The 24,431-nt window shown below is 69.4% G+C and carries 23 protein-coding genes; 13 read left to right on the forward strand and 10 right to left on the reverse strand.

What is annotated here, in order from left to right; genetic code table 11:
- Positions 1 to 456: 456 nt before the first annotated feature.
- The 3 genes from ACIBHX_RS14470 to ACIBHX_RS14480 all read right to left on the reverse strand — a co-directional run bounded on the left by ACIBHX_RS14470 (position 457) and on the right by ACIBHX_RS14480 (position 4,016).
- Positions 457 to 1,080 (reverse strand): hypothetical protein, encoded by a 624-nt coding sequence (locus ACIBHX_RS14470; protein ID WP_397067521.1) that lies wholly within the window; start codon positions 1,078 to 1,080, stop codon positions 457 to 459.
- 537 nt (positions 1,081 to 1,617) lie between these two features.
- Positions 1,618 to 2,568 carry an SDR family NAD(P)-dependent oxidoreductase gene (locus tag ACIBHX_RS14475; protein WP_397067522.1) on the reverse strand — a complete coding sequence of 317 codons (951 nt, stop codon included), beginning with the start codon at positions 2,566 to 2,568 and terminating at the stop codon, positions 1,618 to 1,620.
- A gap of 38 nt (positions 2,569 to 2,606) precedes the next feature.
- Positions 2,607 to 4,016, reverse strand: coding sequence for an MFS transporter (locus tag ACIBHX_RS14480; RefSeq protein WP_397067523.1), 1,410 nt, complete (start codon positions 4,014 to 4,016; stop codon positions 2,607 to 2,609).
- 90 nt (positions 4,017 to 4,106) lie between these two features.
- On the opposite strand from ACIBHX_RS14480, the gene ACIBHX_RS14485 reads away from it, so the two are divergent.
- The 7 genes from ACIBHX_RS14485 to ACIBHX_RS14515 all read left to right on the forward strand — a co-directional run bounded on the left by ACIBHX_RS14485 (position 4,107) and on the right by ACIBHX_RS14515 (position 9,125).
- Positions 4,107 to 4,697 carry a TetR/AcrR family transcriptional regulator gene (locus tag ACIBHX_RS14485; RefSeq protein ID WP_397067524.1) on the forward strand — a complete coding sequence of 197 codons (591 nt, stop codon included), beginning with the start codon at positions 4,107 to 4,109 and terminating at the stop codon, positions 4,695 to 4,697.
- A gap of 136 nt (positions 4,698 to 4,833) precedes the next feature.
- The gene (locus tag ACIBHX_RS14490; RefSeq protein ID WP_397067525.1) at positions 4,834 to 5,592 is read left to right on the forward strand and encodes an SDR family oxidoreductase; all 759 of its coding nucleotides are present in this window, start codon (positions 4,834 to 4,836) and stop codon (positions 5,590 to 5,592) included.
- Positions 5,589 to 6,404, forward strand: coding sequence for an SDR family NAD(P)-dependent oxidoreductase (locus ACIBHX_RS14495; RefSeq protein ID WP_397067526.1), 816 nt, complete (start codon positions 5,589 to 5,591; stop codon positions 6,402 to 6,404). Before ACIBHX_RS14490 ends, ACIBHX_RS14495 begins: the two co-directional genes overlap by 4 nt.
- A 60-nt stretch (positions 6,405 to 6,464) precedes the next feature.
- Entirely contained in the window at positions 6,465 to 7,172 is a 708-nt protein-coding gene (locus ACIBHX_RS14500; protein WP_397067527.1) for a hypothetical protein, read from the forward strand.
- A 28-nt stretch (positions 7,173 to 7,200) separates the two neighbouring features.
- Positions 7,201 to 7,932, forward strand: a complete 732-nt coding sequence (locus ACIBHX_RS14505) for a DUF899 domain-containing protein (RefSeq protein ID WP_397067528.1) — start codon at positions 7,201 to 7,203, stop codon at positions 7,930 to 7,932.
- Positions 7,925 to 8,878 (forward strand): sigma-70 family RNA polymerase sigma factor, encoded by a 954-nt coding sequence (locus tag ACIBHX_RS14510; RefSeq protein WP_397067529.1) that lies wholly within the window; start codon positions 7,925 to 7,927, stop codon positions 8,876 to 8,878. Before ACIBHX_RS14505 ends, ACIBHX_RS14510 begins: the two co-directional genes overlap by 8 nt.
- Position 8,879: 1 nt before the next feature.
- Entirely contained in the window at positions 8,880 to 9,125 is a 246-nt protein-coding gene (locus ACIBHX_RS14515; RefSeq protein WP_397067530.1) for a hypothetical protein, read from the forward strand.
- Positions 9,126 to 9,233: 108 nt separating this feature from the next.
- Here ACIBHX_RS14515 and ACIBHX_RS14520 read toward each other — a convergent pair whose 3' ends face one another.
- The 3 genes from ACIBHX_RS14520 to ACIBHX_RS14530 all read right to left on the reverse strand — a co-directional run bounded on the left by ACIBHX_RS14520 (position 9,234) and on the right by ACIBHX_RS14530 (position 11,648).
- Positions 9,234 to 9,992, reverse strand: a complete 759-nt coding sequence (locus ACIBHX_RS14520) for a MerR family transcriptional regulator (protein ID WP_397067531.1) — start codon at positions 9,990 to 9,992, stop codon at positions 9,234 to 9,236.
- A gap of 10 nt (positions 9,993 to 10,002) precedes the next feature.
- The gene (locus ACIBHX_RS14525; protein WP_397067532.1) at positions 10,003 to 10,887 is read right to left on the reverse strand and encodes a DUF2268 domain-containing protein; all 885 of its coding nucleotides are present in this window, start codon (positions 10,885 to 10,887) and stop codon (positions 10,003 to 10,005) included.
- Positions 10,888 to 11,039: 152 nt separating this feature from the next.
- Positions 11,040 to 11,648 (reverse strand): TetR/AcrR family transcriptional regulator, encoded by a 609-nt coding sequence (locus ACIBHX_RS14530; protein ID WP_397067533.1) that lies wholly within the window; start codon positions 11,646 to 11,648, stop codon positions 11,040 to 11,042.
- Positions 11,649 to 11,737: 89 nt separating this feature from the next.
- Between ACIBHX_RS14530 and ACIBHX_RS14535 the strand changes: the two genes are divergently transcribed.
- Positions 11,738 to 13,369, forward strand: coding sequence for an FAD-dependent monooxygenase (locus tag ACIBHX_RS14535; RefSeq protein WP_397067534.1), 1,632 nt, complete (start codon positions 11,738 to 11,740; stop codon positions 13,367 to 13,369).
- A 44-nt stretch (positions 13,370 to 13,413) separates the two neighbouring features.
- Here ACIBHX_RS14535 and ACIBHX_RS14540 read toward each other — a convergent pair whose 3' ends face one another.
- From ACIBHX_RS14540 to ACIBHX_RS14550, 3 genes are all read right to left on the reverse strand, one after another.
- Positions 13,414 to 14,418 (reverse strand): MerR family transcriptional regulator, encoded by a 1,005-nt coding sequence (locus ACIBHX_RS14540; RefSeq protein WP_397067535.1) that lies wholly within the window; start codon positions 14,416 to 14,418, stop codon positions 13,414 to 13,416.
- Positions 14,419 to 14,424: 6 nt separating this feature from the next.
- The gene (locus ACIBHX_RS14545) at positions 14,425 to 15,093 is read right to left on the reverse strand and encodes a HEAT repeat domain-containing protein (RefSeq protein WP_397067536.1); all 669 of its coding nucleotides are present in this window, start codon (positions 15,091 to 15,093) and stop codon (positions 14,425 to 14,427) included.
- 192 nt (positions 15,094 to 15,285) lie between these two features.
- Entirely contained in the window at positions 15,286 to 16,047 is a 762-nt protein-coding gene (locus tag ACIBHX_RS14550; protein WP_397067537.1) for a TetR/AcrR family transcriptional regulator, read from the reverse strand.
- Between the two features lie 105 nt (positions 16,048 to 16,152).
- Between ACIBHX_RS14550 and ACIBHX_RS14555 the strand changes: the two genes are divergently transcribed.
- The 5 genes from ACIBHX_RS14555 to ACIBHX_RS14575 all read left to right on the forward strand — a co-directional run bounded on the left by ACIBHX_RS14555 (position 16,153) and on the right by ACIBHX_RS14575 (position 22,143).
- Entirely contained in the window at positions 16,153 to 17,547 is a 1,395-nt protein-coding gene (locus ACIBHX_RS14555) for a serine hydrolase domain-containing protein (protein ID WP_397067538.1), read from the forward strand.
- Positions 17,548 to 17,813: 266 nt separating this feature from the next.
- Positions 17,814 to 18,332 (forward strand): toxin-antitoxin system HicB family antitoxin, encoded by a 519-nt coding sequence (locus ACIBHX_RS14560; protein ID WP_397067539.1) that lies wholly within the window; start codon positions 17,814 to 17,816, stop codon positions 18,330 to 18,332.
- 212 nt (positions 18,333 to 18,544) lie between these two features.
- Positions 18,545 to 19,396: a DUF4097 family beta strand repeat-containing protein gene (locus ACIBHX_RS14565; protein WP_397067540.1), complete on the forward strand. Its 852-nt coding sequence runs from the start codon at positions 18,545 to 18,547 to the stop codon at positions 19,394 to 19,396.
- A 984-nt stretch (positions 19,397 to 20,380) separates the two neighbouring features.
- Positions 20,381 to 21,343, forward strand: a complete 963-nt coding sequence (locus ACIBHX_RS14570; RefSeq protein ID WP_397067541.1) for an ATP-binding cassette domain-containing protein — start codon at positions 20,381 to 20,383, stop codon at positions 21,341 to 21,343.
- Complete coding sequence (locus ACIBHX_RS14575) at positions 21,340 to 22,143, forward strand: ABC transporter permease (protein ID WP_397067542.1); 804 nt, start codon at positions 21,340 to 21,342, stop codon at positions 22,141 to 22,143. The genes ACIBHX_RS14570 and ACIBHX_RS14575 overlap by 4 nt, the downstream gene beginning before the upstream one ends.
- Positions 22,144 to 22,968: 825 nt before the next feature.
- On the opposite strand, the gene ACIBHX_RS14580 is transcribed toward ACIBHX_RS14575, so the two are convergent.
- Positions 22,969 to 24,429, reverse strand: a complete 1,461-nt coding sequence (locus ACIBHX_RS14580) for a PucR family transcriptional regulator (RefSeq protein ID WP_397067543.1) — start codon at positions 24,427 to 24,429, stop codon at positions 22,969 to 22,971.
- Positions 24,430 to 24,431 lie beyond the last annotated feature (2 nt).

Genomic DNA, 24,431 nt, shown 5'->3' on the forward strand with positions numbered 1-24,431 from the left:
CCGCCCGCGCCCGCGCCCGCACCGGCGGGCGGCCCACCGTGGCCACCCCTGACCTCATCCGCGCCGCCCGTGATCTGCTGCCCGACCCCGGACGGTCGGTCACCTCGATTGCCAAACTGCTGGGCGTGTCGGTCGGCACTCTCTACAACCACATCCCCGACCTGCATCAGCTGCGGGCGGCCGAACTGGCTGCATCCCCGGAGGACCGCCCAGCGCCCAGGCTCCCCGTATGGTGGTCTATGTCGCCTCGGCCAGGGTGGTGAAGTCGATCTCAGGCAGGTCCGGGTCGAAGGCGTCGGGGCGCATCCGCAGCACGTCGGTGGCGTATACGCCGAACCGGCTAATATGTGCGCTCGGGCATCCGCGCCTTGATCTCCGCCCCCAGCTTGACCGCGGCCGCACTGGTGCCGACCCCGGCCAGCCGCTTGAGCGTCAGGGTGCCGTCTTTGGCGAAACTCAGGTCCTCGTTGTCGGCGTAGCCGGCGTCCAGGTGCTCGGTGGCCTGGCGTGGCGCTCCTTCAACTCGGCTACGAACTCGGCCGCGCTCGCCGGCAGGCCCGCCTCGGCGCAGTAGGCCGCCAGCAGGGACCGGCACTGATCGAAGCTCAGCAGGTGCGCACGCCAGTCTCCGTACTCGGCGGCCCCGGCCACCGCGATGTCGCAGGTGCGTAACTCCTCGGCCAGGTAGGCGAACACCATCGCCTCGAAGTACCGTTTGACCAGCATGCCCGGATGCTTGTGATCCCGGATCGCGCGCAGCCAGTTGGCCGAGGCGAACCCCAGATCCAACCGGCGGCCATCGGCGCCGCGAGCGGGGATGAAGTCGCGGGTCTTGCCCCAGTAGGTGAGGGCGTGCTCCAGCGCGTCCAACACGCTGCGGTCGGCCGAGGTCGCCTTGAACCTCAGCACGGCGCTCAGGGCGAGCATGGTGGAGCGGTCGGCCTTGAAGAACTGCTGGATGAGCAGCTCGTGGTTGTCGTGCTGGTAGGCCGTGACCTCCTCGATGTCGGCCAGTTGCGCGGCGGCGCCGCCGGCCCGCTCCACCACCTGCCGGACCGACCCCACCCCGGCAGCCTGCATCCGCACCGCCTTGACCAGCGCCTCGACCGCCGCCTCCAGGCCGGCCCGCTGAGCTGACTCCCCGATACCCCCGCCGGCCTCGTTGTCGGCTTTTCACCACCGGGGCCCCACAGCGCGGCCAGCGCCATCATCACCACCTGCACGGCCGCGGCGTCGGCTTCAGCCAGGGCGCGGTACACCGAGGCGACCGAAGGGCGCTTGCCCGCGTTCTTTCCGTGGTGATGGTCAGCTTGGCGGCGATCTCGGGGATCGGGACGCCCTTGGTGCGCAGTGCCAGAGCGAAGGTGAGCATGTCCTCGTCGATCACTTTGGGGCGGCCGCCGTGGTTGCCATGCGCGGCCGCGATCTGCTACCCCTCCAGGGCCCAGTAGCAATGGAGCAGAATCCACCGACCTGCCCCTGACCTGCGGTGACGTGGTGTTCCGCACTGAGGTGGATAAGGGTTCCGGACTGGCGGAATGTCCAACGACGATGCCGCTCGCCTACGACGATCTACGGTCACTGTGGCGTCATGGACGATCGAGATCGACCGTCGGCTCACCTGAGGTTCGAGCTTGGATCGCGGCCGGTCAGGCTGGCGGTGGCGGTCCACAGGCGCGCCGCGAGTACGGTGTCGGCCAGGTGACCTTGGATGGGTTCGAGGGTGGGCAGGCCGCGGATCCCGAATACCCGGGGTCCCCAAAGCTGGCCGCCGCACACGGACGGGTCGAGGACGGCCCGGACGGCGGGCCAGGCGGCGGCCTCCTTGCTCTGCAAGAGGAGGCCGGTGGGCAGGCCGCGCAGTCGTTCGCCGGTGGTTCGGAGGTGGACCGGCGGGCGTGAGGGGGTGAGGGAGTCGAGTGCGCCGCCGGGGTGGGTGATCACGCTCAGCATCGTGCTGCCGGCGGCGCGCAGGCGGCGGTCGAGTTCGAAGCCGAAGAGCATCTGTGCGAGTTTGGATCGTGCGTAGGTGCGCTTCGGCCGGTAGTCGCGCATGCTCTGGAGATCGTCGAGGTCCAGGCTTTCGGACTTTGCCGTGAAGCTGCCGGTGGTGACGATGCGGCTCGCGGGTGTGGCCGTCAGCAGGGGTGCGAGCCACGAGATCAGCGCGAAGTGTCCCAGATGATTGGTGGCGAACATCAGCTCGTTGCCGTCCCTGGTCTCGCGCCGTGGTGGCTGGTCGAGCAGGACTCCGGCGTTGCAGACGACCGCGTCCAGTCTTTCCAGTCTCAGGGCGTCGGCGGAGGCTTTGAGCGAGGAGAGGTCGGCGAGGTCCAGGCGGATGTGACGGACGTGCGCGCCGGGGACGCGGGTGCGGATCGAGACCTGGGCGGCTTCGGCTTTGGCGCTGTCACGGCTGGCGAGGATGACGGTGGCGCCGGTGCCGGCGAGTTGTTCGGCGACGAAGTATCCGATGCCCGCATTACCGCCGGTGACGAGGAAGTTCTTGCCCTCGGCGCGCGGCAGGCGTCGTACGTCCCAGGGGGCGGGGTTGTGGAGGGAGGACATGGTCCGGCTCCTTACGTTGGTGGTCGGTCGTGGCTGCGTCAGTGCTGGAGTTCTTCCGGTGCTCGTCTGGGCATCAGGATCACGGCCGGGACGGTGCTGGCGGTGAGGGCTGCGACGACGATGAGGCTGGTCGTCATGGCGTGGCCGAGGCCGGAGGCGGTTGACTGGAAGAAGACCGAGGTGACGGCGGCCGAGCCGATGCCGGCCGCGAGTTGCTGGATCGCTGACAGGGATCCGCTGGCGCTGCCGGCCTCGTCGGGATCGATGTCGCCGATCGCGATGTCGAAGATGGTGCCGTAGCAGGCGCCCATGCCCAGGCCGGTGAGGAAGACGGCTGGTGCGAGGGCCCACAGGTCCAGGTCCGTGCCGGAGGCTGCGACCAGGACGAGCAGCCAGCCGCAACCGATCAGGATGATGGCCAGGCCGAGGAAGATGAGGGTGCGGCCCAGCTTCTTGATCAGTGCCATGCACGCTCCGGCGGCCACGATGATGCCGACGGTCATCGGCAGGAGACCCAGGGCGGTGTCCCTTGCCGAGGCGTGCAGTCCTTGCTGCATGAACAGGGAGAGGACGTAGACCAGCCCGGTGGTGGCGGCGAAGACGATCAGTCCGACGAGCAGTCCGGAGCTGAAACCGCGGTTGCGCAGCAGGGACGGCTTGAGCAGCGGGTCGGCTGCCGTGGCCTGACGGCGGGCGAAGGCCGCCAGGAACACCAGGCCGGCGGCGATCGAGAGGATCGGGACGGCGCTCCAGCCGTTGCTGGACCCCTCGACAAGCCCCAGGAGCAGGCCGAACATGGCAGCGGCGAGCAGCCCTGAGCCCACCCCGTCCACGCCGGTGGACGCGTCGCCGTCGTCGTGCGGCAGCAGCCGGACGGCCAGGACCAGGCCGAGGCCGCCGAGCACCACGTTGACCAGGAAGATCGGGCGCCACGACAGCCCGGCGATGTCGGCGTCGATGACGAACCCGGCCAGGATCGGACCGCCGACCGAGGCGATGCCGAGGAGGGGGCCGAACATTCCGAAGGCCTTGGTGAGCATGTCACGCGAGAACGTCTTGGTCATGATCGCCATGCCTTGCGGGATCAGGAGCGCGCCGAACGCGCCCTGCGCGGCGCGAGCCAGGATCAGCAGAGTGGGGTTGGGTGCGAGTCCCGCCACGGCCGAGGCGATCGTGAAGCCGCTCATGCCGATGAGGAACAGCCTGCGCTGGCCGTACTTGTCGCCCAGCCGCCCGCCGACCACGAGCAGGATGCCCATGGCGAGCATGTAGGCCGACCCGAGCCACTTGATCAGGCCCTCGCCGCCGTGCAGTTCGGCGGTGATCGTGGGCGCGGCGATGTTGGTGACCGTGGCGTCGATCATGTCGAGGGCGTCGGCGAGCAGCACCAACCCCAAGATCGCCCACATGCGCCGGCTGGACGCGCCGACCGTCGCGGACATTGTCATGGACATCTCTCCATCGGAACGAAACTGAACTGACTCTGAAACTATAACCACTATAGATTCAGAAGAGTTCTGGATCGGTACGATGAGAACATGGCGACGACGATGGGGCGCCGCGAGCGCAAGAAGGCACAGACCCGCCAGGCGTTGTCGGGAGCTGCGTTGCGGCTGTTCTGCGAGCACGGGTACGACGGTGTCACCGTCGCTCAGATCGCCGACGAGGCGGACGTCTCCATCGCCACCCTGTTCGCGCACGTGCCGGACGGCAAGGAAGCGCTGATCTTCGACGACGGCGCCGAACGACGCGTCTGGCTGGTCGCCGCCGTCCGCGACCGGCCCTCCGGCCAGTCGGTGCTGGAAGCGCTGCGCCGCTGCTTGGCAGCCCGGGGACCCTTCACCGACGATCTCCCGCCCGAACTGCGGCGCAAGCGCGACCTGATCGTCAGCACGCCCGCCCTTCGGGAGTACTCACGCAAGCTCTGGATAGCCGGCGAGGGAGCGCTGGCCGAGGCGATCGCCGCCGAGAGCGGCCGCGACCCCTCCGACATGACCGTCCGCGCTCTCGCCCGCTACGTCCTGGAGATCCCCGAACTCGCGGGCACGGAATCCGACCCCCTGGCCGCGCTGAACGCCATCTTCGACCTCCTCGAATCCGGCTGGCCCGAGTCGCCCGAAGAAGCCTGACCAGGCCCCCGCCTGACCGGCTCGCCCGCCGCGCCGAAGCCAGTCATGCGGTCGACGGCGCCTCGACGAATCCGTGTCGGCAACCCGAACCGAGCCGCAGCGATGACTTTCGCGGTGAGCTCGCCTCTGTATAGGCATGAGCTCATCGCGCCAGTCACAGACCACGGCGGTGGTCACCGGAGCGGGCCGCGGCTTCGGATCGGCGATCGCCGCCGCGCTGATCGACCAAGGTCACCAGGTCGTCGGCGTTGCGCGCACCGCCGACGCATTGGCGGACGTGCACCGACGATTGGGTGCGGCGTTCGTCCCGGTTGTCGCCGACGCGACCGACGCGGTGACCGCCCGCACCCTGATCGAGCAACACCAACCGACGTTGCTCGTGCTCAACGCGGGCGCGACACCCGCCATCGGCCCGGTACACGAACAGTCCTGGGAATCGTTCAGCCGCAACTGGCAGGTCGACACCCAACACGCTTTCCATTGGATCCGCGCGGCACTGCGCCACCCGCTGACGCCAGGCAGCCTGGTGGTGGCGATATCCAGCGGGGCAGCCCTGCGCGGCTCACCGCTCAGCGGCGGATACTCGGGCGCAAAGGCGATGATCCGATTTCTCGCCGGATACGCCGCCGATGAATCCCGCCGCGCCCAGCTCGGCATCGGCTTCGCCACCGTGCTGCCGCAACTGACGCCTGCCACCGAACTCGGCGCCGCCGGGGTCGCCGCATACGCCCAGCGGCAGGGAATCGACACCGACACATTCGCGGCGGCACTGCAACCGCTTCTCACGCCGGCCATCGTCGGCGCCGAGATCGCGCGGCTTTGCCAGGACACCGACAACCAGGACGAGCACCGGGAGTACCAGCTCACCGGCCACGGACTTCACGCGATGGCGTGAACAACCAGAAAGAGAAGGTCATGTTGCTGGAGAACAAGAATGTCGTCGTCTACGGCGCGGGCGGCGCGGTCGGTAGTGCGGTGGCCCGCGGTTTCGCTCACGAAGGTGCCAGGGTGTTCCTGACCGGGCGAAATCTCGACGTCATCGACACGGTCGCGAAGGAGATCTCCGCTGCGGGTGGAGCGGTCGAGACGGCCGTGGTGGACGCCGGGGACGAGAAATCCGTGGCCGAGCACCTGGACGCGGTCGTCGCCGACGCCGGCAGCATCGACGTGTCGTTCAACGCGATCGGAATCTCGCCCGTGGGATTGCAGGGAATACCGCTCACCGAACTGCCGGTCGAGAATTTCCTGCGCCCGATCACCGCGTATGCCCAGGCTCATTTCATCACCGCGAAATCCGCCGCACGGCACATGATCGCTCGGCGGTCGGGGGTGATCATGATGCACACACCCGAACCGGCCCGCATGCCGCTGCCCCTGGTGGGCGGCATGAGCGTCGGCTGGGCGGCGATGGAAGGTCTCAACCGCGCACTGTCGGCCGAATGGGCCCAGCACGGTGTTCGCGCGATCTGCCTACGCACCACGGGCATGGTGGAGACACCGGTCATCGACGTCGTGTACGGGCTGCAGGCCGACGCGCTGGGGACCACCAAGGAGCAGTTGATTGCGTTAGCGAGTGGTATGAGCCACCGCAAGCGCCCGACCACGCTGGCCGAACTCACGGAAGCGGCGGTGTTCCTCGCCTCCGACCGGGCATCCGCGATGACCGGCACCGTCGCCAATCTGACCGGCGGAATCATCGTCGACTGACCCGACTCGCCCCGACCGCCGTTCCGGCGGCCGGGGCATCCCTACAGAGGAGCAAGAGCAATGAACGATCTACTCGCGAGCGCCGTCGCCGCGCACGGTGGCATGGACCGGTGGAACCAGATCCACACGATCGCTGTCGACGCCGCCATCACCGGGGCCTTCTGGCAGATCAAGGGACAAGGCGACGCGCTGACGAAGGTCCGCTTCGAGGTGGACACCACGCGGGAACGGCTGACCATGGACTTCGTCGGCCAGGACCGACGGTCGGTCTTCGAACCCGACCGGGTCGTCCTGCAACGACCGATCGGCACGGTGGTCGAGGCACGCGACGACCCGGAACGGTCGTTCGACGACCACGAGTTCGGGACGCCGTGGGACGACCTGCATCTCGCGTACTTCGCCGGGGAAGCACTGTGGACGTACCTGAATACGCCGTTCCTGTTCACCTGGCCGGGGTTCGCCTGCGAGGAGATCGCCCCGATTGAGGCCGACGGTGAAACATGGCGGCGGCTGAAAGTGACCTTCCCCGACCACATCAAGAGCCACACCCGCACGCAGGTGTTCTGCTTCGGCCCGGACGGGTTGCTGCGCCGCCACGACTTCACCATCGACATCGTCGGCCGGACGGTCGAGTCGCAGCTTTACGCCGCCGACTACCGCGACGTCGACGGCATCGTCATCCCCGCCACGCGACGGGCCTACGCCCCAATGGGCGACGACCAGATCGTCTTCGTCGCCATCGACATGGCTGACATCGCCGTCCACTGATCCGAATTCCTTCGCAAGGGACATCACGATGAACAACACCTACCGGGCCCAGGTCGTCACGCCGGCGGAATGGGAGGCCGCCCGCCTGCGCCTGTTGGCGAAGGAGCAGGAGCTGACCCGCGCCCGGGACGCGTTGGCCGCTCAGCGAAGGCTGATGCCGTGGCTGAAGGTGGACCAGGAATACGCCTTCGACGGTCCGAACGGCGTCGCCCGGCTGCTCGACCTCTTCGAGGGCCGTCGTCAACTGCTGCTCTACCGCGCCTTCTTCGAGCCAGGCGTGGACGGCTGGCCCGACCACGCCTGCGTCGGCTGCTCGCTGATGGCCGACCAGGTCGCCCATCTCGCGCATCTCCACGCCCGCGACACCACGCTCGCATTCGCCTCACGCGCACCGCAACCCGACATCGAACGGATGAAGGCGCGCATGGGCTGGGCCGGGCCCTGGTACACGATCACCGACAGCTTCGACGCCGACTTCGACGTGGCCGAGTGGTACGGCACCAATGCATTCATCCGTGACGGCGACGACGTCTACCGCACGTACTTCATCAACGATCGCGAGCACGAGCCGATGGGAGCAACGTTGGGTTCCCTCGACTTCACCGCACTCGGACGCCAAGAGGACTGGGAGGACTCCCCCGACGGATACCCCCAGGTGCCGCGATATTCGTGGCTGAAGCGACACGACGAATACGGTGCGACCGGGCGAGCCGCGCACCCCGCCACCACAGGATCGGTGGATCATGCACACCATGACTGAAGCCAAGGCCGGCGACAAGGATTTCGGAAGGCTGAGCGAACCGTTCCGGCGTGAGCTGCTCGCCTACTGCTACCGCATGCTCGGCTCGGTCGACGAGGCCGAAGAGGTGGTGCAAGACGTCTACCTCGACGCCTGGCGTGCCTACGACGCGTTCGAGGGACGGTCGTCGCTGCGTACCTGGCTGTACCGTATCGCGACCCGGGCGTGTTTCAAGGCGCTGGAAAAGAGTAGACGCAGGCCTCTGCCCGCGGATCTCGGCGCCCCCCAGACAGACCTGGATGCGGCGCTCGGCGCACAAGCTCGGGAGGTGCCGTGGCTCCAGCCGATACCCGACTTCCTGTTCAGCACCGCACCGGCCGATCCGGCGACGGTCGTGGTGGAACGACAGACTTTGCGGCTCGCGCTGGTGGGAGCGCTTCAGCAGCTGCCGCCGCGACAGCGAGCCGTGCTGATTCTTCGCGACGTGCTGCAATGGCGTACCGCCGAGGTGGCGCAACTGCTGGAGATGACGACAGCGGCCGTCAACAGCGCGCTCCAGCGCGCCCGTGCCCAGGTTCCGCTCAGCCAAGACGACCTGACCGAACCCGCCGAGCCACGACAGCGGGCCCTGCTCGACCGATACGTCACCGCCTTCGAAACCGCGGACGTCGATCAACTCGTCGCGGTATTGACCGAGGACGCCAGATGGGAAATGCCGCCGATCGTGACCTGGTTCGAAGGCCGCGACACCATCCTCGCCTTCCTGGCCGAACAGATGCGAGTGATCGGACCGGCCGCACTGGTCCCCACCTCCGCCAACGGACAACCCGCCTTCGCCGTGTACGCCCGCGGCCGCGACGGCGCACACCACCCACATGCGCTGCACGTACTGACACTCACAACCGAGGGTGTCTGCCGGATCGTCGCGTTCCACGGCTCAGGGCTGTTTCCACTGTTCGGGCTCTGACATGGCCAACGGCATGTCCGAACGAGAAAACATCACCCAGCACAACGAGGAGCTTCACGCACAGTTGCGACTGTTCTGCCGCCTCATGCTCGGTTCGGCCGACGCCGACGACCGCGTCATGCGGCAGATCTACCATCGCGCACTCGATCACCAAGACGATCAACAGCATCGGCAATCAGAACGCGTCCGACTATTCAGTATCGCCGCCGACCTCTGCGGGGCCCGCGGTCGTTCATCCCACGAATAAGCTACGCGACGAACTCCAACGCCTGCATCTAGGCATCTTCACCGGCCCCGCCGGGTCCTTCCGCCAGCGCACCGAGCTGACCCGGGCTGGGCACATGGGCCACACGAGCTACATCCGGGTCCGCGCGTACGCTCGCAGTGCGTCGCGGACGAACGTCGCCCCCGCGGCGTCGTCGTACATGCCGGCGAAGCGGGGGTCGTCGACGTACATGTCCCCCAGGCCTTCCACCATCTCGATCGAGCGATCCCGGTCGCCGTCGGCCGTGGGGGTACCCGGGATCTGGCTCAGCCACTGGACGTGCCGGGCAGCCAGTGACTGAGCGTGTTCCGATGTCGGAGAAACCCCGGCCTTCGCTGCGGTGACCCATGCGGCGACGAGGTCCTCGGTGTCCTGCTTCCAGGCCTGCTGCTGGTCAATGGTCTTGCCGTGCCACCAGTCGTTGCTCACTTGGAACGCGCGCTCGCCCCAGCGTGAGATCACCTCGTCCTTGTAGCGGTCGTTGAACCCCGCCAACATGACGTCCATCCGCGGTTCCGCCCCCGCCTGCAGGGCCTCGAGCGTGTGACGCACAGACCTGATCTGCTGTTCGATGCGGTCCCGTTCCTCTTCCAGTGCGGCGATGTGGGTACGGAGCCCGTCACACGTGTCCACCTCGTCGGCCAGGACCTTGGCGATGGCCGGCAAGCCCATGCCGAGCTGGCGCATGAGCAGGATCCGCTGTAGCCGGGCGACCGCGGCGGGGTTGTAGTAGCGGTAGCCGTTCTCGCCGACCCGGGACGGAGCCAGGAGCCCGAAGCGGTCGTAGTGACGCAGGGTGCGGCTGGTGATGCCGGCCCTTGTCGCGAGTTCCTGGATCGTCCACTCCATCGTTCCAGTGTTACCCGCGGCGGAGCGTGGTTGCGATGATCTCCGAGCTTTCGGCGTGCAGGGCCTGCGCCGCCGTCTGCCCGCTCGCCGCCAGGTAGGTGTCGACCAGCCGGTTGCCCGCGGCGTACCCGGCGCCCATCGGCAGTCCCACCGGGGTGAGGCCGAAGCGCTCGGCGCTGGGGTCGCCGTGCACCCAGGCGGTGAAGTTCTGCATGCCTGTCACGTCGACCCCGGTGAGTACCTTGCCGAAGATCTCGTCGTCGTGCAGGTGCGGCACTCCGATGCGGGTGGGGCCGAGCTCGTCACCGTAGAGCTGCCGGGCGAAGGCGTCGGCCAGGCCCTCGGAGACGATCTGATCGCCGACCGTGACGGTCATCGGGTCCCACACAACCCCGCCCGGGCCGAACCGCAGGTTGTGGTTGAGTTCGTGCACGGCGGTGGCCTCCAGCCGCTCCACGTTCTCGGGGAAGGGCCAGAGCGTGATCACGATGTGGCCCGAGATGCCGCCGAACCCGGTCACTCCTTGGCAGGGACCCATGAAGTGCTCGTCACCTGGATCGCCGAGCACGAGCAGCACGGTGATGTCCGGGGCCTCCAGCCCCGGCGTCGCCTCCAGCAGTACGGTGAGAGCGTCGTCGAGGGCGCGTTGCATCCGCTCCCAGGCTCCGGCCGCCGCCAGGGTTTCGAGCGCGTCGAGGCAACGCTCCTCGTCGCGGTCGATGGGGAACCCGGACGCTTGGAGGTGCATGGCCACCAGGTCGACCTCGCCGGGGTAGTAGCGGTACATGCCCCTGGTGGGCTCCAGCATCGAACGCAGCAGGTCAACGCGGTCCGCGACCGGGGCCAGCAGGATCCGCTTCATGGCGGAGTAGGTTTCAAGAACAGTGATCGACATGGCCCCGATGCTAGAAGTTGACGCAGCGTCAAGGTCAAACCAGCGGCGCTCTTCTTCGCTGCGATGGACTCACTCAACTTGGTCAGCCGCACTTCCGGTGTGCGCAGCTCCTCGCTCTTGCAGTCCGCGGTGTCCCGCCCCGCTTTTCTCCGTCAGCTCGGTGTGGCCGCCGCACCGTCGAGGACCAGGTCGATGATCTGCCGGCTGGCCCGTTCCGGGTCGAGTTGGCCCGTGTTGCTCGATGCCATACGGGCGAGGAGGGGCGAGACGAGGAGCTCGGAGATCAAGTCGGGGTCGATGTCTGGGCGAATCTCTCCTCGTTCCACGCCGCGTCGCAGGACCTGGTTCATGGCTTCCCGGCGGGGGGCGACGATCTGCTCGAAGTAGCGCCTGTGCAACTGGGGGAAGGTCACAGCCTCGGCGTTGAGGGCTCGCAGCATGCTGCTGGCCCGTTTGTCGACGACGCGCTCGGCCAGGGCCCGCAGGAGGACGGCCAGGTCGTCGCGAGTGCCGGCGCCGGTCGGCGAGGGCCGCGATTTGTTGATCGTCTCCAGCACGTCGAGGTAGAGCTCGTCCTTGGTCTTCCAGCGCCGGTAGACGCTGTTGCGTGAGACTCCGGCCTGCTTGGCGATGGTCACCAGTGACAGGCCGCTGAGGGTGGCGCCGGCGGCGACCATGTCGAGGACCGCGTCGATGATGGCCGCGTCGGTGGCAGGGTCGCGCTGCCGCCCGCCGCGACGGCCCGGGAGTTCCTCGTTCACGCCAGTAACGATACAGGGCTGTTTCGTTTGGTTCTTCGATGCAGTAATAATGGAACAGACCTGTTCTGATTCGTTTGCTGGAGGTCCTCATGTCCGATCCCGCCCCTGAGGCCGCCACGGCCGCTGCCGATCCGCCGCCCGAACGCGTTCCCGTTCTGATCGTGGGCGGCAGCATCGTGGGGGCTTCGGCCGCGCTCTTCCTCGCCGCCCGCGGCGTCACCCCCGTCCTGGTCGAAAAGCACGCGGCGGTCTCGACCAGGCTGCGCGCCAAGCTGTTCTATCCACGCACCATGGAGGCATACCGCTCTGTTGGGGCCGACCAGGATGTCTATGCCGTCCAGCACCGCCTCCCGCCTGCCGACCACGCCGCGGTGGTCGCCTCGCTTGCCGGCCCGGAGTTGCGGCGCTGGCGGCTGCCGGCCGCGGAGGACTTCAGCAGTGTCTCGCCTTGCCCCAGCGCCTTCGTCAAACAGGCCGACCTGGAGAAGGTCGTCCGCGCGCACGCCCACGCCGCCGGCGCCGACCTGCGATTCGGCCACCGTCTGGTCGAACTGCGCCGCCACGACGAACACGTCGTGGCGCGGATACGCGGCGCCGACGGCAGCACGTACACCGTCGCGGCCGACTATCTGCTGGCCGCGGACGGAAACGGCAGCGCTGTCCGCGAGAGCCTGGGCATCGGCCGCAGCGGCACCGAGGTCATCGCGCACGTCATGGAGATCGGCTTCGAAGCCGACATCCGCAAGATGCTCGACGGCCGCCGGCTCGCCCTGGCCTTCACCGGCCCGCCCGAGCACGCGCACCTGTCCTGGAACACCGCACAGGACCACGGGACGGTGTCGGTGACCTACGATCCCGCACTCGACGATCCGGCGACGTTCGATGTCCAGCGGTGCCGCGGGATCGTCTCACGCGCGCTCGGGCTGCCTCCATCTCATTTCACGCTCACCGGACGCCGCCCCTGGCAGATGGGCGGCTGGGTGGCTGACTCCTACCGCGTCGGCCGGGTCTTCCTGCTCGGCGACGCGGTGCACGTCACCCCGCCGACCGGCGGCTTCGGCGCCAACACCGGCATCCAGGACGCCTGGAACCTCACCACCAAACTGGTCTCGGTACGGCGCGGCCACGCCGACCCGCGGCTACTGGAGGACTACGGGCCCGAGCGCCGCGCGGTGGGCCGGATCACCGTGGAGCAGGCGCTGGTGCGCGCCCGCGACCGCGCCCGGGTCCCGATCGAGGACCGTCCGCTGCTCAGTGAGGCGGCGGTGGCCATCGGCTACCGCTACCCCATGCCCGGTGACGACCCGGCAGCCGCCGATCTACCGGTGGCCGGGGAGCCGGACCGCTGGCGTGGCGAGCCCGGCACCCGGTTGCCGCACCTGCCCCTCGGCGGCCAGGACGGGCCCGGCTCCACGCTCGACCTGGTCCGCGACGGCCGCTACCTGCTTCTTGCCGGACCCGAAGGACGCCCCTGGGTACAAGCCGCACGCCGGCTGGATCCGCACGGCACCTTCCTCGACGCAACGCTCCTGCCCGGCCAGATCGCCTCGGCAGCGACACGGCCCGCCGACGCCTGCGGCATCGGCGACCACGGCGCCCTGCTGGTCCGTCCCGACCATGTGATCGCCTGGCGCGCTCCCGACGCCGCCCCCGACACCCTCAGCGCCCTCGGCGCCGCCGTAAGACGGGCGCTGGGAGCCGACCACCCGACAGCACGCTGAGACAGCCGAGCTCACACCGGAAACACTGCGCTGAATGCCGGCGCTTATCGTGCGTTGCGTATCCCGAGAATGTATGCCGCAGTAAGCGCAACGGCACGGTCTTCGTCATGCGACAGCTCTGCGAGGGCACGTGACGCTGTGATTCCCGGGATGTCCGCGAGCGCCTGCGTCAACCGTCGACGTGCAGACGCTTCAACGGTGCCATGGGCAAGGCAATTAACGAGCCTGTCAGCGATCTGATCCGCCAACGCGGGACGACTCGCCAGCGCGCTCAACGCATCGGCTGCATCGACGTCATTCGTCCCCTCGACGACCATATCGATAAGCGTCGGGACCGCATCGGCCACTCCACGTACCCCGAGCGCCAGAGCTGCATACCTGCGGACCACGATGTCGGGGTTCGCGAGGGCGTCCTGCAGCACTGCGGTCGCCTCACCGTTCGGGATCTCAGCGATGGACTGGACGGCACGCTTCCGCACCTCGGCTACGGGTGAGCCGAGTCCCTCCGCCAGCAGCGCCAATCCGCCATCGCCCGATTGCGCCAAAGCCCATCGAAGGGCTCCGGCGACGTTCGGGTCCGTCTCGCTCAGCGCTGCCTCGACCAGTGCTTCCACTGGTACCGGAACCTCTTCAACCGAGGACAAGGCCGCGCGCTGGCGCTTCCCAGCGCTCTTTGACCCCAACGCCTGGAGGAGTGCAACGATCTGGAGGACGTTCTCCCAGCCGGCGGGTTCTGCGGCACCGATCCGACGGAGTCGCGTGAGCAACTCCGTCTCACTTGCAATGCGTTCTCGCGTCTGGCGGATGAGGTCCTCGACGAGCTCTGAGGGCGTAAAGCCGGGATCATCGAGCGCGCGCCTGACTTCACGCAGCGACAGCCCCAATGATCGCAGGCTCTCGATATGGAAGATCCGCCGTATGTCCTCGCTGGAGTACTCTCGATAGCCGGCGTCGGTACGACCCGTCGGCCGCACCAGGCCGAGCGAGTCGTAATGCCTGAGCATGCGGGCGCTGACCCCGGACCGTCGTGCCACATCACCGATCAACACTGCCTATCACCCCTCCTGGCTGGTGCTCCCGAGGGCTACGACGCGCTTCGCCTCCTCGATCGCGAACCCGAACCCGGCATCCGGGTCCCGCAACAGCCGTTCCGTGGCGATCGCGTGCGCGCGCACGCGAGGGTCGAGATCCATCATCGCAGCGCGCAGCGTGGGCTCAATCACCTCACCGAGCGCGACAAGCGCCCGGCTGAGGCTCAGCTGCATCTCGCGTTCGCCGCGCCCGAGCTGTGTCGACAACGCCGCGGCCAACTCGGGCTCTTCACCTTCGGGCACGAGCACGACCGCTGCCCGCCAAGCGCTCCGCGCCACCTCATCGTCGGCGTCGGACAGAAGCGCCCGTGTGATCGCCGGCCACGCCTGCCGATCCCCGATCTTGGACAGCGTGTGCAACGCCTGGCTTCGTGCCTGCGCACGCTCCGAGCGGACTTCATTGAGAAGCTCTGGGATCGTCAGTGATGCCGAGTGGCGGGTGAGTGCCCACGTCAGCATGTCGCGCACATGGAATTCGGGCTCGATCGCGCATCGTTCGATGAGCTTGTCGATGAACCGCGGGTCAGGGGTCGTGCCGACCGCTAGGGCTGCCCGCAGCCGCACTGACGAGCTGCTGTCCTCCAGCCCCTGGAAAGCTCGAATCGTATCCGTGTCCTGTTTCGGCATGGTCATCGGTACCACCTCCTTGGCACAGTGAAGGCCTTGTCACTGTGTCAAGGTCAAGCGGGGTCACGCCGCGAGATCACCAAGCGTTCGGTGCTTGTCAAGTCAGATGAGACGTGCGTGACGTTATGAGGCACTTCGGCGGATAGGCGACCCCAGCGCCCCCTACGCAGTCCTCGTCCTCGAAGTCACCCACGCCACCTAGCTCCCGCGCAGGTCCTGCCGTTCGCCGGTCGGCGCCGGCTTCAGTCGCGCCACCAGGCCGTCGAGGACGCATTCGAGCCCCTGGTCGAACTCCCGGTCGCGGGCGTCGCGCAGGTGCTGGCCGCGCTGCGCCGCGTACAGCCTGCTGAGCCGCGGGTAGGCCCGCACGGCCTGTTCGGCGGCGGGCCACAGGCGGGCGGCCCATTCCTGCTCGTCCTGGCCGCTGCGGGCCAGCTTCGTCAGCCACGCGGCCTCGCTGGTCGACCTGCCGATGACGTAGGCCATGACCGTGTTCAGCGCCTGGTCGGCCGCCTCCAGGGAGAAGCCGCCCTCCTCGAACACGGCGAGCATGGCCTCCGACATCCGCAACACGTTCGGTCCCAGGTAGGCCACCCCGGTCTCACCGAGCATGGACACGATCCAGGGATGGCGCAGGAGCGCCGAGCGCACGCTGTGGGCGCACCGGGTGATGGCCGCCCGCCACCCCGCGCCCGTGGCGGGCACCTCGACCTCGCCGTGGACCTCGTCCACGACCAGCTCGAGCAGTTCCTCCTTGCTGGCCACGTGCGTGTACATCGAGGCGGCCGCGACATTGAGCCGAGTGCCGAGCTTGCGCATGCTCAGGGCGTCGATGCCCTCGGCATCCAGCAGCTCCATCGCCGCGGAGACGATGTGCGCGCGGCTCAGCGCCGGCTGCTCCCGCCGCTGCGGCCGCGGGCGTGTCCACACCGATGCGAACGGTTCCTCGTCGCCGGGCATGCGGCCTCCTCGTCTCGCGCCTCTTTCTCGCACAGTGTACGGGTTGCTAACACTGTTCAGCTATCCATACAGTGTTCGGAAGACGCACACTGTACGGAGGTTTCCATGGCATCGCCCCATTTCGACGCCGACCGGTGGCAGTCCAGGCTCGACGAGCTCCGCGCCGCCCACCACGTGCCCGGAGCCGCCCTGGCGGTGCTGACAGGCGGCACGATCCACGAACTGGCCGGCGGCGTGCTGCACCGCGGCACGGGCGTGACGGCCACGACCGACTCGGTGTTCCTGGCCGGCTCCCTGGCCAAGGCCTACACCGCCACGCTCGTGATGCAACTGGTCGGCTCCGGCGAGCTGGACCTGGACGCGCCGGTGGTGAGCGTGCTGCCCGAGTTCGGCACCCCGGACCCGGAAGCCACCAGGACGATCACCATCCGGCAGCTGCTGTCGCACACCGGCGGCATGACCAACGACTTCACCTACGACGCAGGACGGGGAGACGACTGCCTGGCCGCATACGTCCAGGCCGCCCGGAACGTGCCCCTGGACTGCCCGCCGGGCATGACGCTGTCCTACGGCAGCTCCGGTTACGTGGTGCTGGGCCGCCTCGTGGAGGTGTTGACCGGCCAGACCTGGGACCAGGCGCTGAAGGACCGGCTGTTCGGGCCGCTTGGGCTGCGGCACTCGATGACGCTGCCGGAGGAGGCGCTGCGGTTCCGCGCGGCCATGGGCCACCTGGGCGAGCCCGGCCGGGACCCGGAACCGGCCCCGGTTTGGGACGTGATGCCGCGCTCGGCGGGCCCGTACGGCAGGGTCATCGTCTCGGCCGGGGACGTCGTCCGCTTCGCCAGGATGCACCTGGACGGCGGGCTCGCCCCCGACGGCACCCGCGTGGTGCCCGCCGACGCCGTCGCCGCCATGCAACGCCGCCAGGTGGACAGCCTGGACAAGTGGACCTTCTCGGCCGACGGCTGGGGCCTGGGCTGGACCCTGCACGACTGGAACGGGGTCCTCGGCTTCGGCCACGACGGCAGCGCGCTCTCCCAGCACTCCTACCTGCGCGTGATCCCGCACGCGGGCGTGGCAGTCGCCCTGCTGGCCAACGGCGGCGCGGTCAGCCACCTGTACGCCGACCTGTTCCGGGAGCTGCTGGACGAACTGGCCGGGGTACGCATGCCGCCGCCCTTCGCCCCGCCGGCGAACCCGCCCGAGCTGGACCTGGCGCCGCTGGTGGGGACCTACCGGCGGGAAGGGGTCGTCACGACCATCAGCCAGGACGCGGACGGCGCCGGGCACATGCGCTACGAGTTCGTCGACGGCATGAAGCACTTCTCCCCGCCGCTGGAGGCCGACCTGGTGCCGGTGTCGCAGTCGTCGACCAGCACGGTGTTCGCCGCCTCGGGCATCCCCTTCGGGGAGGAATTCTGGCCGGTGGTCTTCGCCACGCTGCCCGACGGCACGCCGTACATGCTGTTCAGCATGCGCGCCGCCCCCAAGATCGCCTAGCGCCTACAAGTCCTGACCGTGCGCTCATCGAGGCCGGCCGGCGCACGCGGGCCGGGGCCGGTCTGGTCGGCACCTTGCGTATCGGTGGGTGGCTTCCGCCCTCAGCGAGTCCCTGCTGAGCACCCCCTCGCGGCCGACACCCTGCGCATCGCGACGGCCCGCCCGCGGCGGATGCCGTGAACGCTACCCTCTCCCCCGTCGGCGCGTCGCGAGGAATGACGTCAGTAGAACTTGTGTTGACGCCACGATGGCGTCATAGTGGTGTCATGGATTTGACGCCGTATGTCGACAGCCTCAGGCGCGAGCTCGCGGGCGCTGCCGCGGCCGGGGGCGAGGAGGCCCGTGCGCTGGCCGAGCGCCTGGTCTCGCCGCTGGAATCAGCCACCAGGCTGGCGCTGCTCGAGGCATTGTCGGCCGCCGCGGAGGAGATCACCCGCGAGCTCGCCCCCGGCTCGGTCGACGTACGGCTGCGCGGCCGCGATCCCGACTTCGTGGTCACGCCCCCACCAGCCACGCCGTCCTACGACGAGGCGTCCACGTCCTCGTCGCCTCCACCGCCCCCGCCGGTCGACGCCGATGAGGGCGGCACCTCGCGCATCACCTTGCGCGTGCCCGACCATCTCAAGCCGCGCATCGAGGAGGCCGCCGCCCGCGAGGGCATCTCGGTCAACTCCTGGCTGGTGCGCGCCGTGTCCGCCGCCCTCGAACAGGGAGGCCCTTCCCGTCGTGCCAGCCGGCGCGAGAGTTCCGACATCGGCCGCCGCTACACCGGCTGGGTGCGCTGACCGCCCGCCGTACCAGAAGGCAGGCCTCCGCGCACACGAGCACACCAGCACGGGACGCCCGCCAGAAAGGCAGGCTCGTGGCGCATGGGCGCGGGACGCTCGGCCAGAGAAGGCAGCCCTGAACGTGCCTGGGACGCCTGCCATATATCGAGAGCACCATCGCGTGTCCCGGCGGGCCGGGACGCCTACCTAGCCATGACCAGGGGACAGCCATGCCAACCTTCGACACCCCAGAACCCATCACCGCCGTCATCGAGCTTGCCACGGGCAACGTCCGTGTCAGCGCGAGCGATCGCGCCGACACGGTCGTGCAGGTGCACCCCAGCGATCCGACGGACTCGACCGACGTGGAGGCCGCCGAGAACACCAGGATCGACTTCGCCGCCGGCCGGCTCGTGGTCAAGGGCCCCCAGCACAAGACCTGGTCGTGGACGTCCTGGATGAGCTGGGGCGGCTCGATCGAGGTGCACGTGGAGCTGCCCAGCGGCTCGCGCGTGGAGGCCACGGGCACCGGCGAGTTCCGCAGCGACGGCAGGCTCGGCGAGGCCCGGCTGACCTCCACGATGGGCGACATCTGGCTGCAGGAGACGGGCAAGCTGCAGCTGAAAACCTCCCACGGCAACATCAGCGTGACGCGCTGCGGCGGCCACACCGACGTCACCACCTCCAACGGCGAGATCGACATCCGCGAGATCGAGGGCACCGCCGTCGTCAAGACCGCCAACGGCAACATCACGCTGGGCCGCATCACCGGCGACGCCCGCCTCAACACCGCCTACGGCGAAATCACCGTCGACAGCGCCCAGGCAGGCGTCGGTGCCAAGACCGCCGCGGGCAACGTGCGCATCCGCGAGGTCGTGCGCGGCTCGGTCCTGCTCGAAACCGGCTACGGCAACCTGGACCTGGGCGTCCGCCGCGGCACGGCCGCCTGGCTCGACGTCAGCTCCCAGTACGGCGACGTCCAGGTCGCACTCGACGAGGCCGAGGGCCCCGGCGACCTCTCCGACACGGTCGAGGTCCGCGCCCGCACCAGCTACGGCGACATCGTCATCCACCGCGCCTGACCCCGCCGAACCCAAAGTCCGGCTCGGCGCGTAACCCTCATCCACCGCGCCCGGCCCCGGCCAAACCCACCGCGCCCCACCACCGGGCCCAGAATCCGGCTCGGCACGTAAGGGAACGAGTCACAACAGCACACACCCTCCGGCTGGCGCACCACGTCCGGCTCGCCCGTTAGGGAGCGAGCAAGCCGGTCAGCGCGTTCCGCGTCCCCGCCGGATCAACGTCCCAGCACCAGATAGCGCCGAGCAGGGAGGGGCCGCCGAACCAGACAACGCGTCCCCGCGTCCCCGCTGGAGCAGCGTCCCAGCATCCCCGAGCAGGGAGGGGCTGCCAAAGCCAGTCAGCGCGTCCCGCACCCTCTGCCGGAGAAGCGTCTCAGCACCAGGTAGCACCGGTCCTTTCCCGAGGAGGAGGGGCCGCCCTCGACACCGCGTCCTCCCATCACCCGGGATGCAGTGTCGCCCCAGCATCACGTTGCGACCTCCATCCCAGCCGGAAGTGGTGGTCAACCTGACATCACCTGGGATGCAGCGTCCCAGCACAGGTTCTCCAGCCGGAAGCGGTGATCGACCCGACATCACCCGGGATGCAGTGTCGTCCCAGCACCAGGTTCCCCAGCTGGAAGGGGTGCCCGAAACCGCGTCCCACTAGCCCTCACGCAGCATCACGTTGCGACCTTCCTCTCCGAGCCGAGAGGCGCGGTTGCGCTACCAACGCACCACGTGACCGACGTCCGAACCCAACGTGGGGGGACGGTCGCTTCAACACCGTGACCTGCACTCACGCGCCGCGCCCAACCTCGAGGTGGAGCGGCCGTGACCCACAGCCATACGCCGCACCCGGCCCCGAGGGGGGCGCCGGGCGGGCAACCACCGCTCACGTACCAAGGGCGCCTGGGCAAGGCCGGGCGTCATCGGCATCCGCCTCCGGGAAGGCAGGCGGCTGTGCCGTACCACTTGTGATCCTTACAGGAAAGGAGAGTGATCATGCCTGACGCCATCGTGGCCGAAGGACTGGTCAAGAAATACGGCCAGGTGACCGCGCTCGACGGGCTGGACTTAGTCGTACCGGAAGGCACCGTGTTCGGGCTGCTCGGCCCCAACGGCGCCGGAAAGACGACGACCGTCCGGATCCTGACCACGCTGCTCAAGCCCGACGCCGGGCGCGCCACCGTGGCCGGTTTCGACGTGGTGGCCGACGCGCCGCGGCTGCGGGCGCACATCGGCGCCTCGGGGCAGTACGCGGCGGTCGAGGAGAGCCTCACCGGCGCCGAGAACCTCGAGATGGTGGGACGCCTCTACCACCTGGGCGCCAAGCGCGCCCGTGCCCGCGCCAGGGAACTGCTCGAGCGTTTCGACCTGGTCGAGGCCGGCGACCGGCCGGTCAAGGGATACTCCGGCGGGATGCGCCGCCGCCTGGACCTGGCCGGCGCCCTGGTCGCCGCCCCGCCGGTGCTGTTCCTGGACGAGCCGACCACCGGGCTGGACCCGCGGGCCCGCATCGAGCTGTGGGACATCATCGCCGAGCTGGTCGCGGGCGGCAGCACGCTGCTGCTGACCACGCAGTACATGGAGGAGGCCGACCGGCTGGCCGACCGGATCGCCGTCGTCGACCACGGCATGGTCATCGCGCTGGGCACCGCCGACGAGCTCAAGGGCATGATCGGCGGCGACCGGGTGGAGGTGACGCTCGCCGTACCGTCCGATGTGGAGACCGCACGGCAGGTGCTGGCGCCGCTGGCGGCAGGTGAGATGCGAATCGACGCCGCGACCCACCGCCTGACGGTGCCCGTCTCGGCGGGCGCGGCCTCGCTCACCGACGCGCTGGGCAGGCTCAGCTACGAGCGCGTCGCCGTCGTCGACGCCGGGCTGCGCCGGCCGACGCTGGATGAGGTGTTCCTCGTCCTGACCGGGCACACCACCGAGGCCGACAAGGAGCCGATCCGATGAACTCCCTGCAGTTGGCCGTCGCCGACGGGCTGACGATCACCCGGCGCAACGTGCTGAAGATCCGGCGCACGCCCGACATGCTGGGCGCGGTCGTGCTGCTGCCGATCGTGTTCGTGCTCATGTTCGCCTACGTGTTCGGCAGCGTGATCGACATTCCTGGCATGTCGTACCGCGAGTTCATGATCCCCGGCGTGTTCGCGCAGACCGTCGTGCTGAGCGGCCAACTCACCGGCTACACGCTCACGCTCGACCTGCAGAAGGGCATCATCGATCGCTTCCGCACGCTGCCGATGTCACCCTCGGCCGTCCTGGTCGGCCAGACCACCGGCGACCTGCTCATGAACCTCAGCAGTGTCATGGTGATGGCGCTGGTCGGGCTGCTGGTCGGCTGGCGGGTGCACACCTCGCCGCTGGAGGCGGTCGGCGGGTTCGTCGTGCTGGTGCTGTTCGCCTACGCCTTCTCGTGGGTGACGGCCGCGGTCGCGCTGGCGCTGCGCACGCCGGAGGTGTTCAACAACATCGCGACGCTGGTGTCGTTCCCGCTGTCGTTCATCGCCAACACCTTCATCGACAGCACCCGCCTGCCCGGCCCGCTCAAGGCCTTCGCCGACTGGAACCCGGTCTCGGCCGTCACCCTGGCGACCCGGCAACTGTTCGGCAACACCAACCCGGCGATGCCGGTCTCCGGCGCCTGGCCGATGCAGCACCCGGTCGCCGCCTCTCTCCTCTGGACGGCCCTCATCCTGGTCATCTTCGTCCCCCTGGCCACCCGCCTCTACCAGAAGGCCGTCAGCCGCTGACCCATCCCCCAGATCCACCTGTACGGCCGGCCGCCACGACACCGTGGCCCCACCCAGCCGCAGGAAACCCCTATCCCCGACCGTGCCCCGACACGAGAAGAAGCGAGCCCGCCCAAGCCGCGTGCCCGGCACAGCGAGAAGCGGGCCCCACGCCGAGCCACGTGCCCGGCACAGAGAGACGCGAGCCCCCTGAGCCGCGTGCCCTGCACGGGGAAAGACGGGGCCTGCGCCGAGCCACGTGCACGGCGTAAGGAAAGCGTCCCGAGCCTGCCCGGCGCGAGGAGAAGCGGGACCCAATCTGAGGAACCTGCACGGTGCGGGGAGAAGCGGGGCCCGTCGCCGAGAGGTGGCGGACTGCTCCCCAGGACGGGGCAACAGCGGGGGCGCCCTTCTCCCTGCGCGGGAATCTCCTGCGTGGGGAGAAGGGCTTGCTCATGTCCCCCGTGCCATGGTGAGCCGCCAGGCGGCCGGAGCCAGATATCGGGGGCGACTTTGCATGATGACCGCCGGGGGCTCCGGATGACGACCGTGGGTGGCTGAGGACGGATCGGCCGCCAGGCGGTCAGCCTCTGTTGTCCCTGACGAACGCCGGGGGCACGCCGTGGGGCGCCGTAAGCCGGTCGTGGGTGAGGCCAGGTCGTGGGTGAGGCGGGTCGTGGGGTGTTAGGTGAGGAGGCGGGAGCGGGTTAGGGCGACCGCATCGACCCATCGGCCGATTCCCCGGGCACGCCTCCTGCCTCGGCATCACGAATAACACCCACATCGTGCTGTCCACCCCCTACCAGAACCGCGCCGTCCAACCTCCAGACCCGCAGGCCCGTACGGTCACCGCCGCCGAGGGCTGGACCCGCTAGCGGTCAGCAGGACGCGCCCCGCCAGATGCAGGGCCAGGCGCGTGGCCGGATCATCGAGGTCGTAACCGATCGCCCTGATGCGCTCCACGCGGGTGGCGACCGTGTTGCGATGCACGCCCAGCCGCTCGGCCGCCTTCAGAGCCCCACCCTCGTCCAGGAAAGCCACCAGAGTCTCCAGCAACGTCCCGTCCCTGTCGGCCGCCAGCAACGGCCGCAGCACCACCGTGGCCGGCGCCCGCAGCACCCCGGCAGGCAGCGCCGCCAGCAGCTCGGCAGGCCCCATCCGATCCGCCCGCGCCACCGAACCCGGCCCCGCCACCAGCGCACCCGCCTCCGCCCCGAGCAACGACTCCCCCAGACCCGCCGGCCCGGCCGCCGCCGTGCCCACCCCCGCCGACGCCACCCACGGCAACGTCGCCACACACCTCTCCAGCCGTACGGCGAGCTCATCCGCGGCCAGCGCCGACCACCCGGCCACCCCCTCGCGCCGCCGCACCACAGGGACCTCACCCACCGTGGCACCGAGCACCGCCTGAACCTGCAGCACGTCCTCGGCATCCACCGGCCGCACCACGAATCCGGTCACCGGCCCCTCGACCGTCCAGCCCAGCGAGACCGCTTCCCGCAGCGCCTCCTGCTCCACGACCGCCCGCATCCCAGTAGAGAGACCCGCCTCGGAGTCCGCCGCCGACGCGAGCAGCCGCTGCGCCACCGCCTCCTGACGGGCGAAGTCCCGCGACGCGGCCAGCCGCTCGGCCGCCGCCCACGCCGTCAACGGCGCCACCGCCAACCCCAGCACCGCCGACACCACGGACGGCCACCCGGGCGACCGCGCAGGCCCGCCCGCCACCAGCCGCCCCAGCAACGCGCCGCCCAGGTCGGCCACCTCCACCGAGGCCAGCACCCGCCCCTCCCCCGCGGACTGCCGCCCCGCCAGCAACCTGCCGTACGGATCGACAAAGGCCACCGACACCCCGGGCAGCTCCGCGTTGAGCACCCCCAGCACCCGCCGAGCAGACGAACCCGCACCCACCAGCCGCGTCGCGCAGCGCGCCACCAACTGTGTGCGCGCGCCCTCGGGCCGCGAGGCCGCCGACGCCACCCGGACCGCCGTGATCAGCGGATCCTCCTCCACGAAGATCAACGTCACACCGAGCCGCTCGGCCAGCGCCCCGCCCGAGCCCTCGCTCAACCCACCGGCCGGCGCGATCACGCACGCCGCCGCCTGCTCCCACGCCCGGCGCATCGCCATCTCCACCGCCCACCCGCCGCCGGCCGCCGCGCCGATCAGCACCACCGCCGTGTGCGGCGCCACCGAGGCGAACACCGACAGCTCATCCACGATCCGCACCTGATGCACCGGGCCCTCACCCGTCCCGTACATCCGGGCGCCCGCCAGCGGCCCGGCGTCGACCAGCTCGGCCACCGTCACAG

Source organism: Nonomuraea sp. NPDC050536, assembly GCF_044457685.1.
Classification (GTDB): Bacteria; Actinomycetota; Actinomycetes; order Streptosporangiales; family Streptosporangiaceae; genus Nonomuraea.

What these genes read in the sequence shown, in the direction of transcription:
- ACIBHX_RS14470 (WP_397067521.1), bottom strand. Translation starts at nt 1,080, where the DNA reads ATGCAGGCTGCCGGGGTGGGGTCGGTCCGGCAGGTGGTGGAGCGGGCC.
- ACIBHX_RS14475 (WP_397067522.1), bottom strand. Translation starts at nt 2,568, where the DNA reads ATGTCCTCCCTCCACAACCCCGCCCCCTGGGACGTACGACGCCTGCCG.
- ACIBHX_RS14480 (WP_397067523.1), bottom strand. Translation starts at nt 4,016, where the DNA reads ATGACAATGTCCGCGACGGTCGGCGCGTCCAGCCGGCGCATGTGGGCG.
- ACIBHX_RS14485 (WP_397067524.1), top strand. Translation starts at nt 4,107, where the DNA reads ATGGCGACGACGATGGGGCGCCGCGAGCGCAAGAAGGCACAGACCCGC.
- ACIBHX_RS14490 (WP_397067525.1), top strand. Translation starts at nt 4,834, where the DNA reads ATGAGCTCATCGCGCCAGTCACAGACCACGGCGGTGGTCACCGGAGCG.
- ACIBHX_RS14500 (WP_397067527.1), top strand. Translation starts at nt 6,465, where the DNA reads ATGAACGATCTACTCGCGAGCGCCGTCGCCGCGCACGGTGGCATGGAC.
- ACIBHX_RS14505 (WP_397067528.1), top strand. Translation starts at nt 7,201, where the DNA reads ATGAACAACACCTACCGGGCCCAGGTCGTCACGCCGGCGGAATGGGAG.
- ACIBHX_RS14510 (WP_397067529.1), top strand. Translation starts at nt 7,925, where the DNA reads ATGACTGAAGCCAAGGCCGGCGACAAGGATTTCGGAAGGCTGAGCGAA.
- ACIBHX_RS14515 (WP_397067530.1), top strand. Translation starts at nt 8,880, where the DNA reads ATGGCCAACGGCATGTCCGAACGAGAAAACATCACCCAGCACAACGAG.
- ACIBHX_RS14520 (WP_397067531.1), bottom strand. Translation starts at nt 9,992, where the DNA reads ATGGAGTGGACGATCCAGGAACTCGCGACAAGGGCCGGCATCACCAGC.
- ACIBHX_RS14525 (WP_397067532.1), bottom strand. Translation starts at nt 10,887, where the DNA reads ATGTCGATCACTGTTCTTGAAACCTACTCCGCCATGAAGCGGATCCTG.
- ACIBHX_RS14535 (WP_397067534.1), top strand. Translation starts at nt 11,738, where the DNA reads ATGTCCGATCCCGCCCCTGAGGCCGCCACGGCCGCTGCCGATCCGCCG.
- ACIBHX_RS14545 (WP_397067536.1), bottom strand. Translation starts at nt 15,093, where the DNA reads ATGACCATGCCGAAACAGGACACGGATACGATTCGAGCTTTCCAGGGG.
- ACIBHX_RS14550 (WP_397067537.1), bottom strand. Translation starts at nt 16,047, where the DNA reads ATGCCCGGCGACGAGGAACCGTTCGCATCGGTGTGGACACGCCCGCGG.
- ACIBHX_RS14555 (WP_397067538.1), top strand. Translation starts at nt 16,153, where the DNA reads ATGGCATCGCCCCATTTCGACGCCGACCGGTGGCAGTCCAGGCTCGAC.
- ACIBHX_RS14560 (WP_397067539.1), top strand. Translation starts at nt 17,814, where the DNA reads ATGGATTTGACGCCGTATGTCGACAGCCTCAGGCGCGAGCTCGCGGGC.
- ACIBHX_RS14565 (WP_397067540.1), top strand. Translation starts at nt 18,545, where the DNA reads ATGCCAACCTTCGACACCCCAGAACCCATCACCGCCGTCATCGAGCTT.
- ACIBHX_RS14570 (WP_397067541.1), top strand. Translation starts at nt 20,381, where the DNA reads ATGCCTGACGCCATCGTGGCCGAAGGACTGGTCAAGAAATACGGCCAG.
- ACIBHX_RS14575 (WP_397067542.1), top strand. Translation starts at nt 21,340, where the DNA reads ATGAACTCCCTGCAGTTGGCCGTCGCCGACGGGCTGACGATCACCCGG.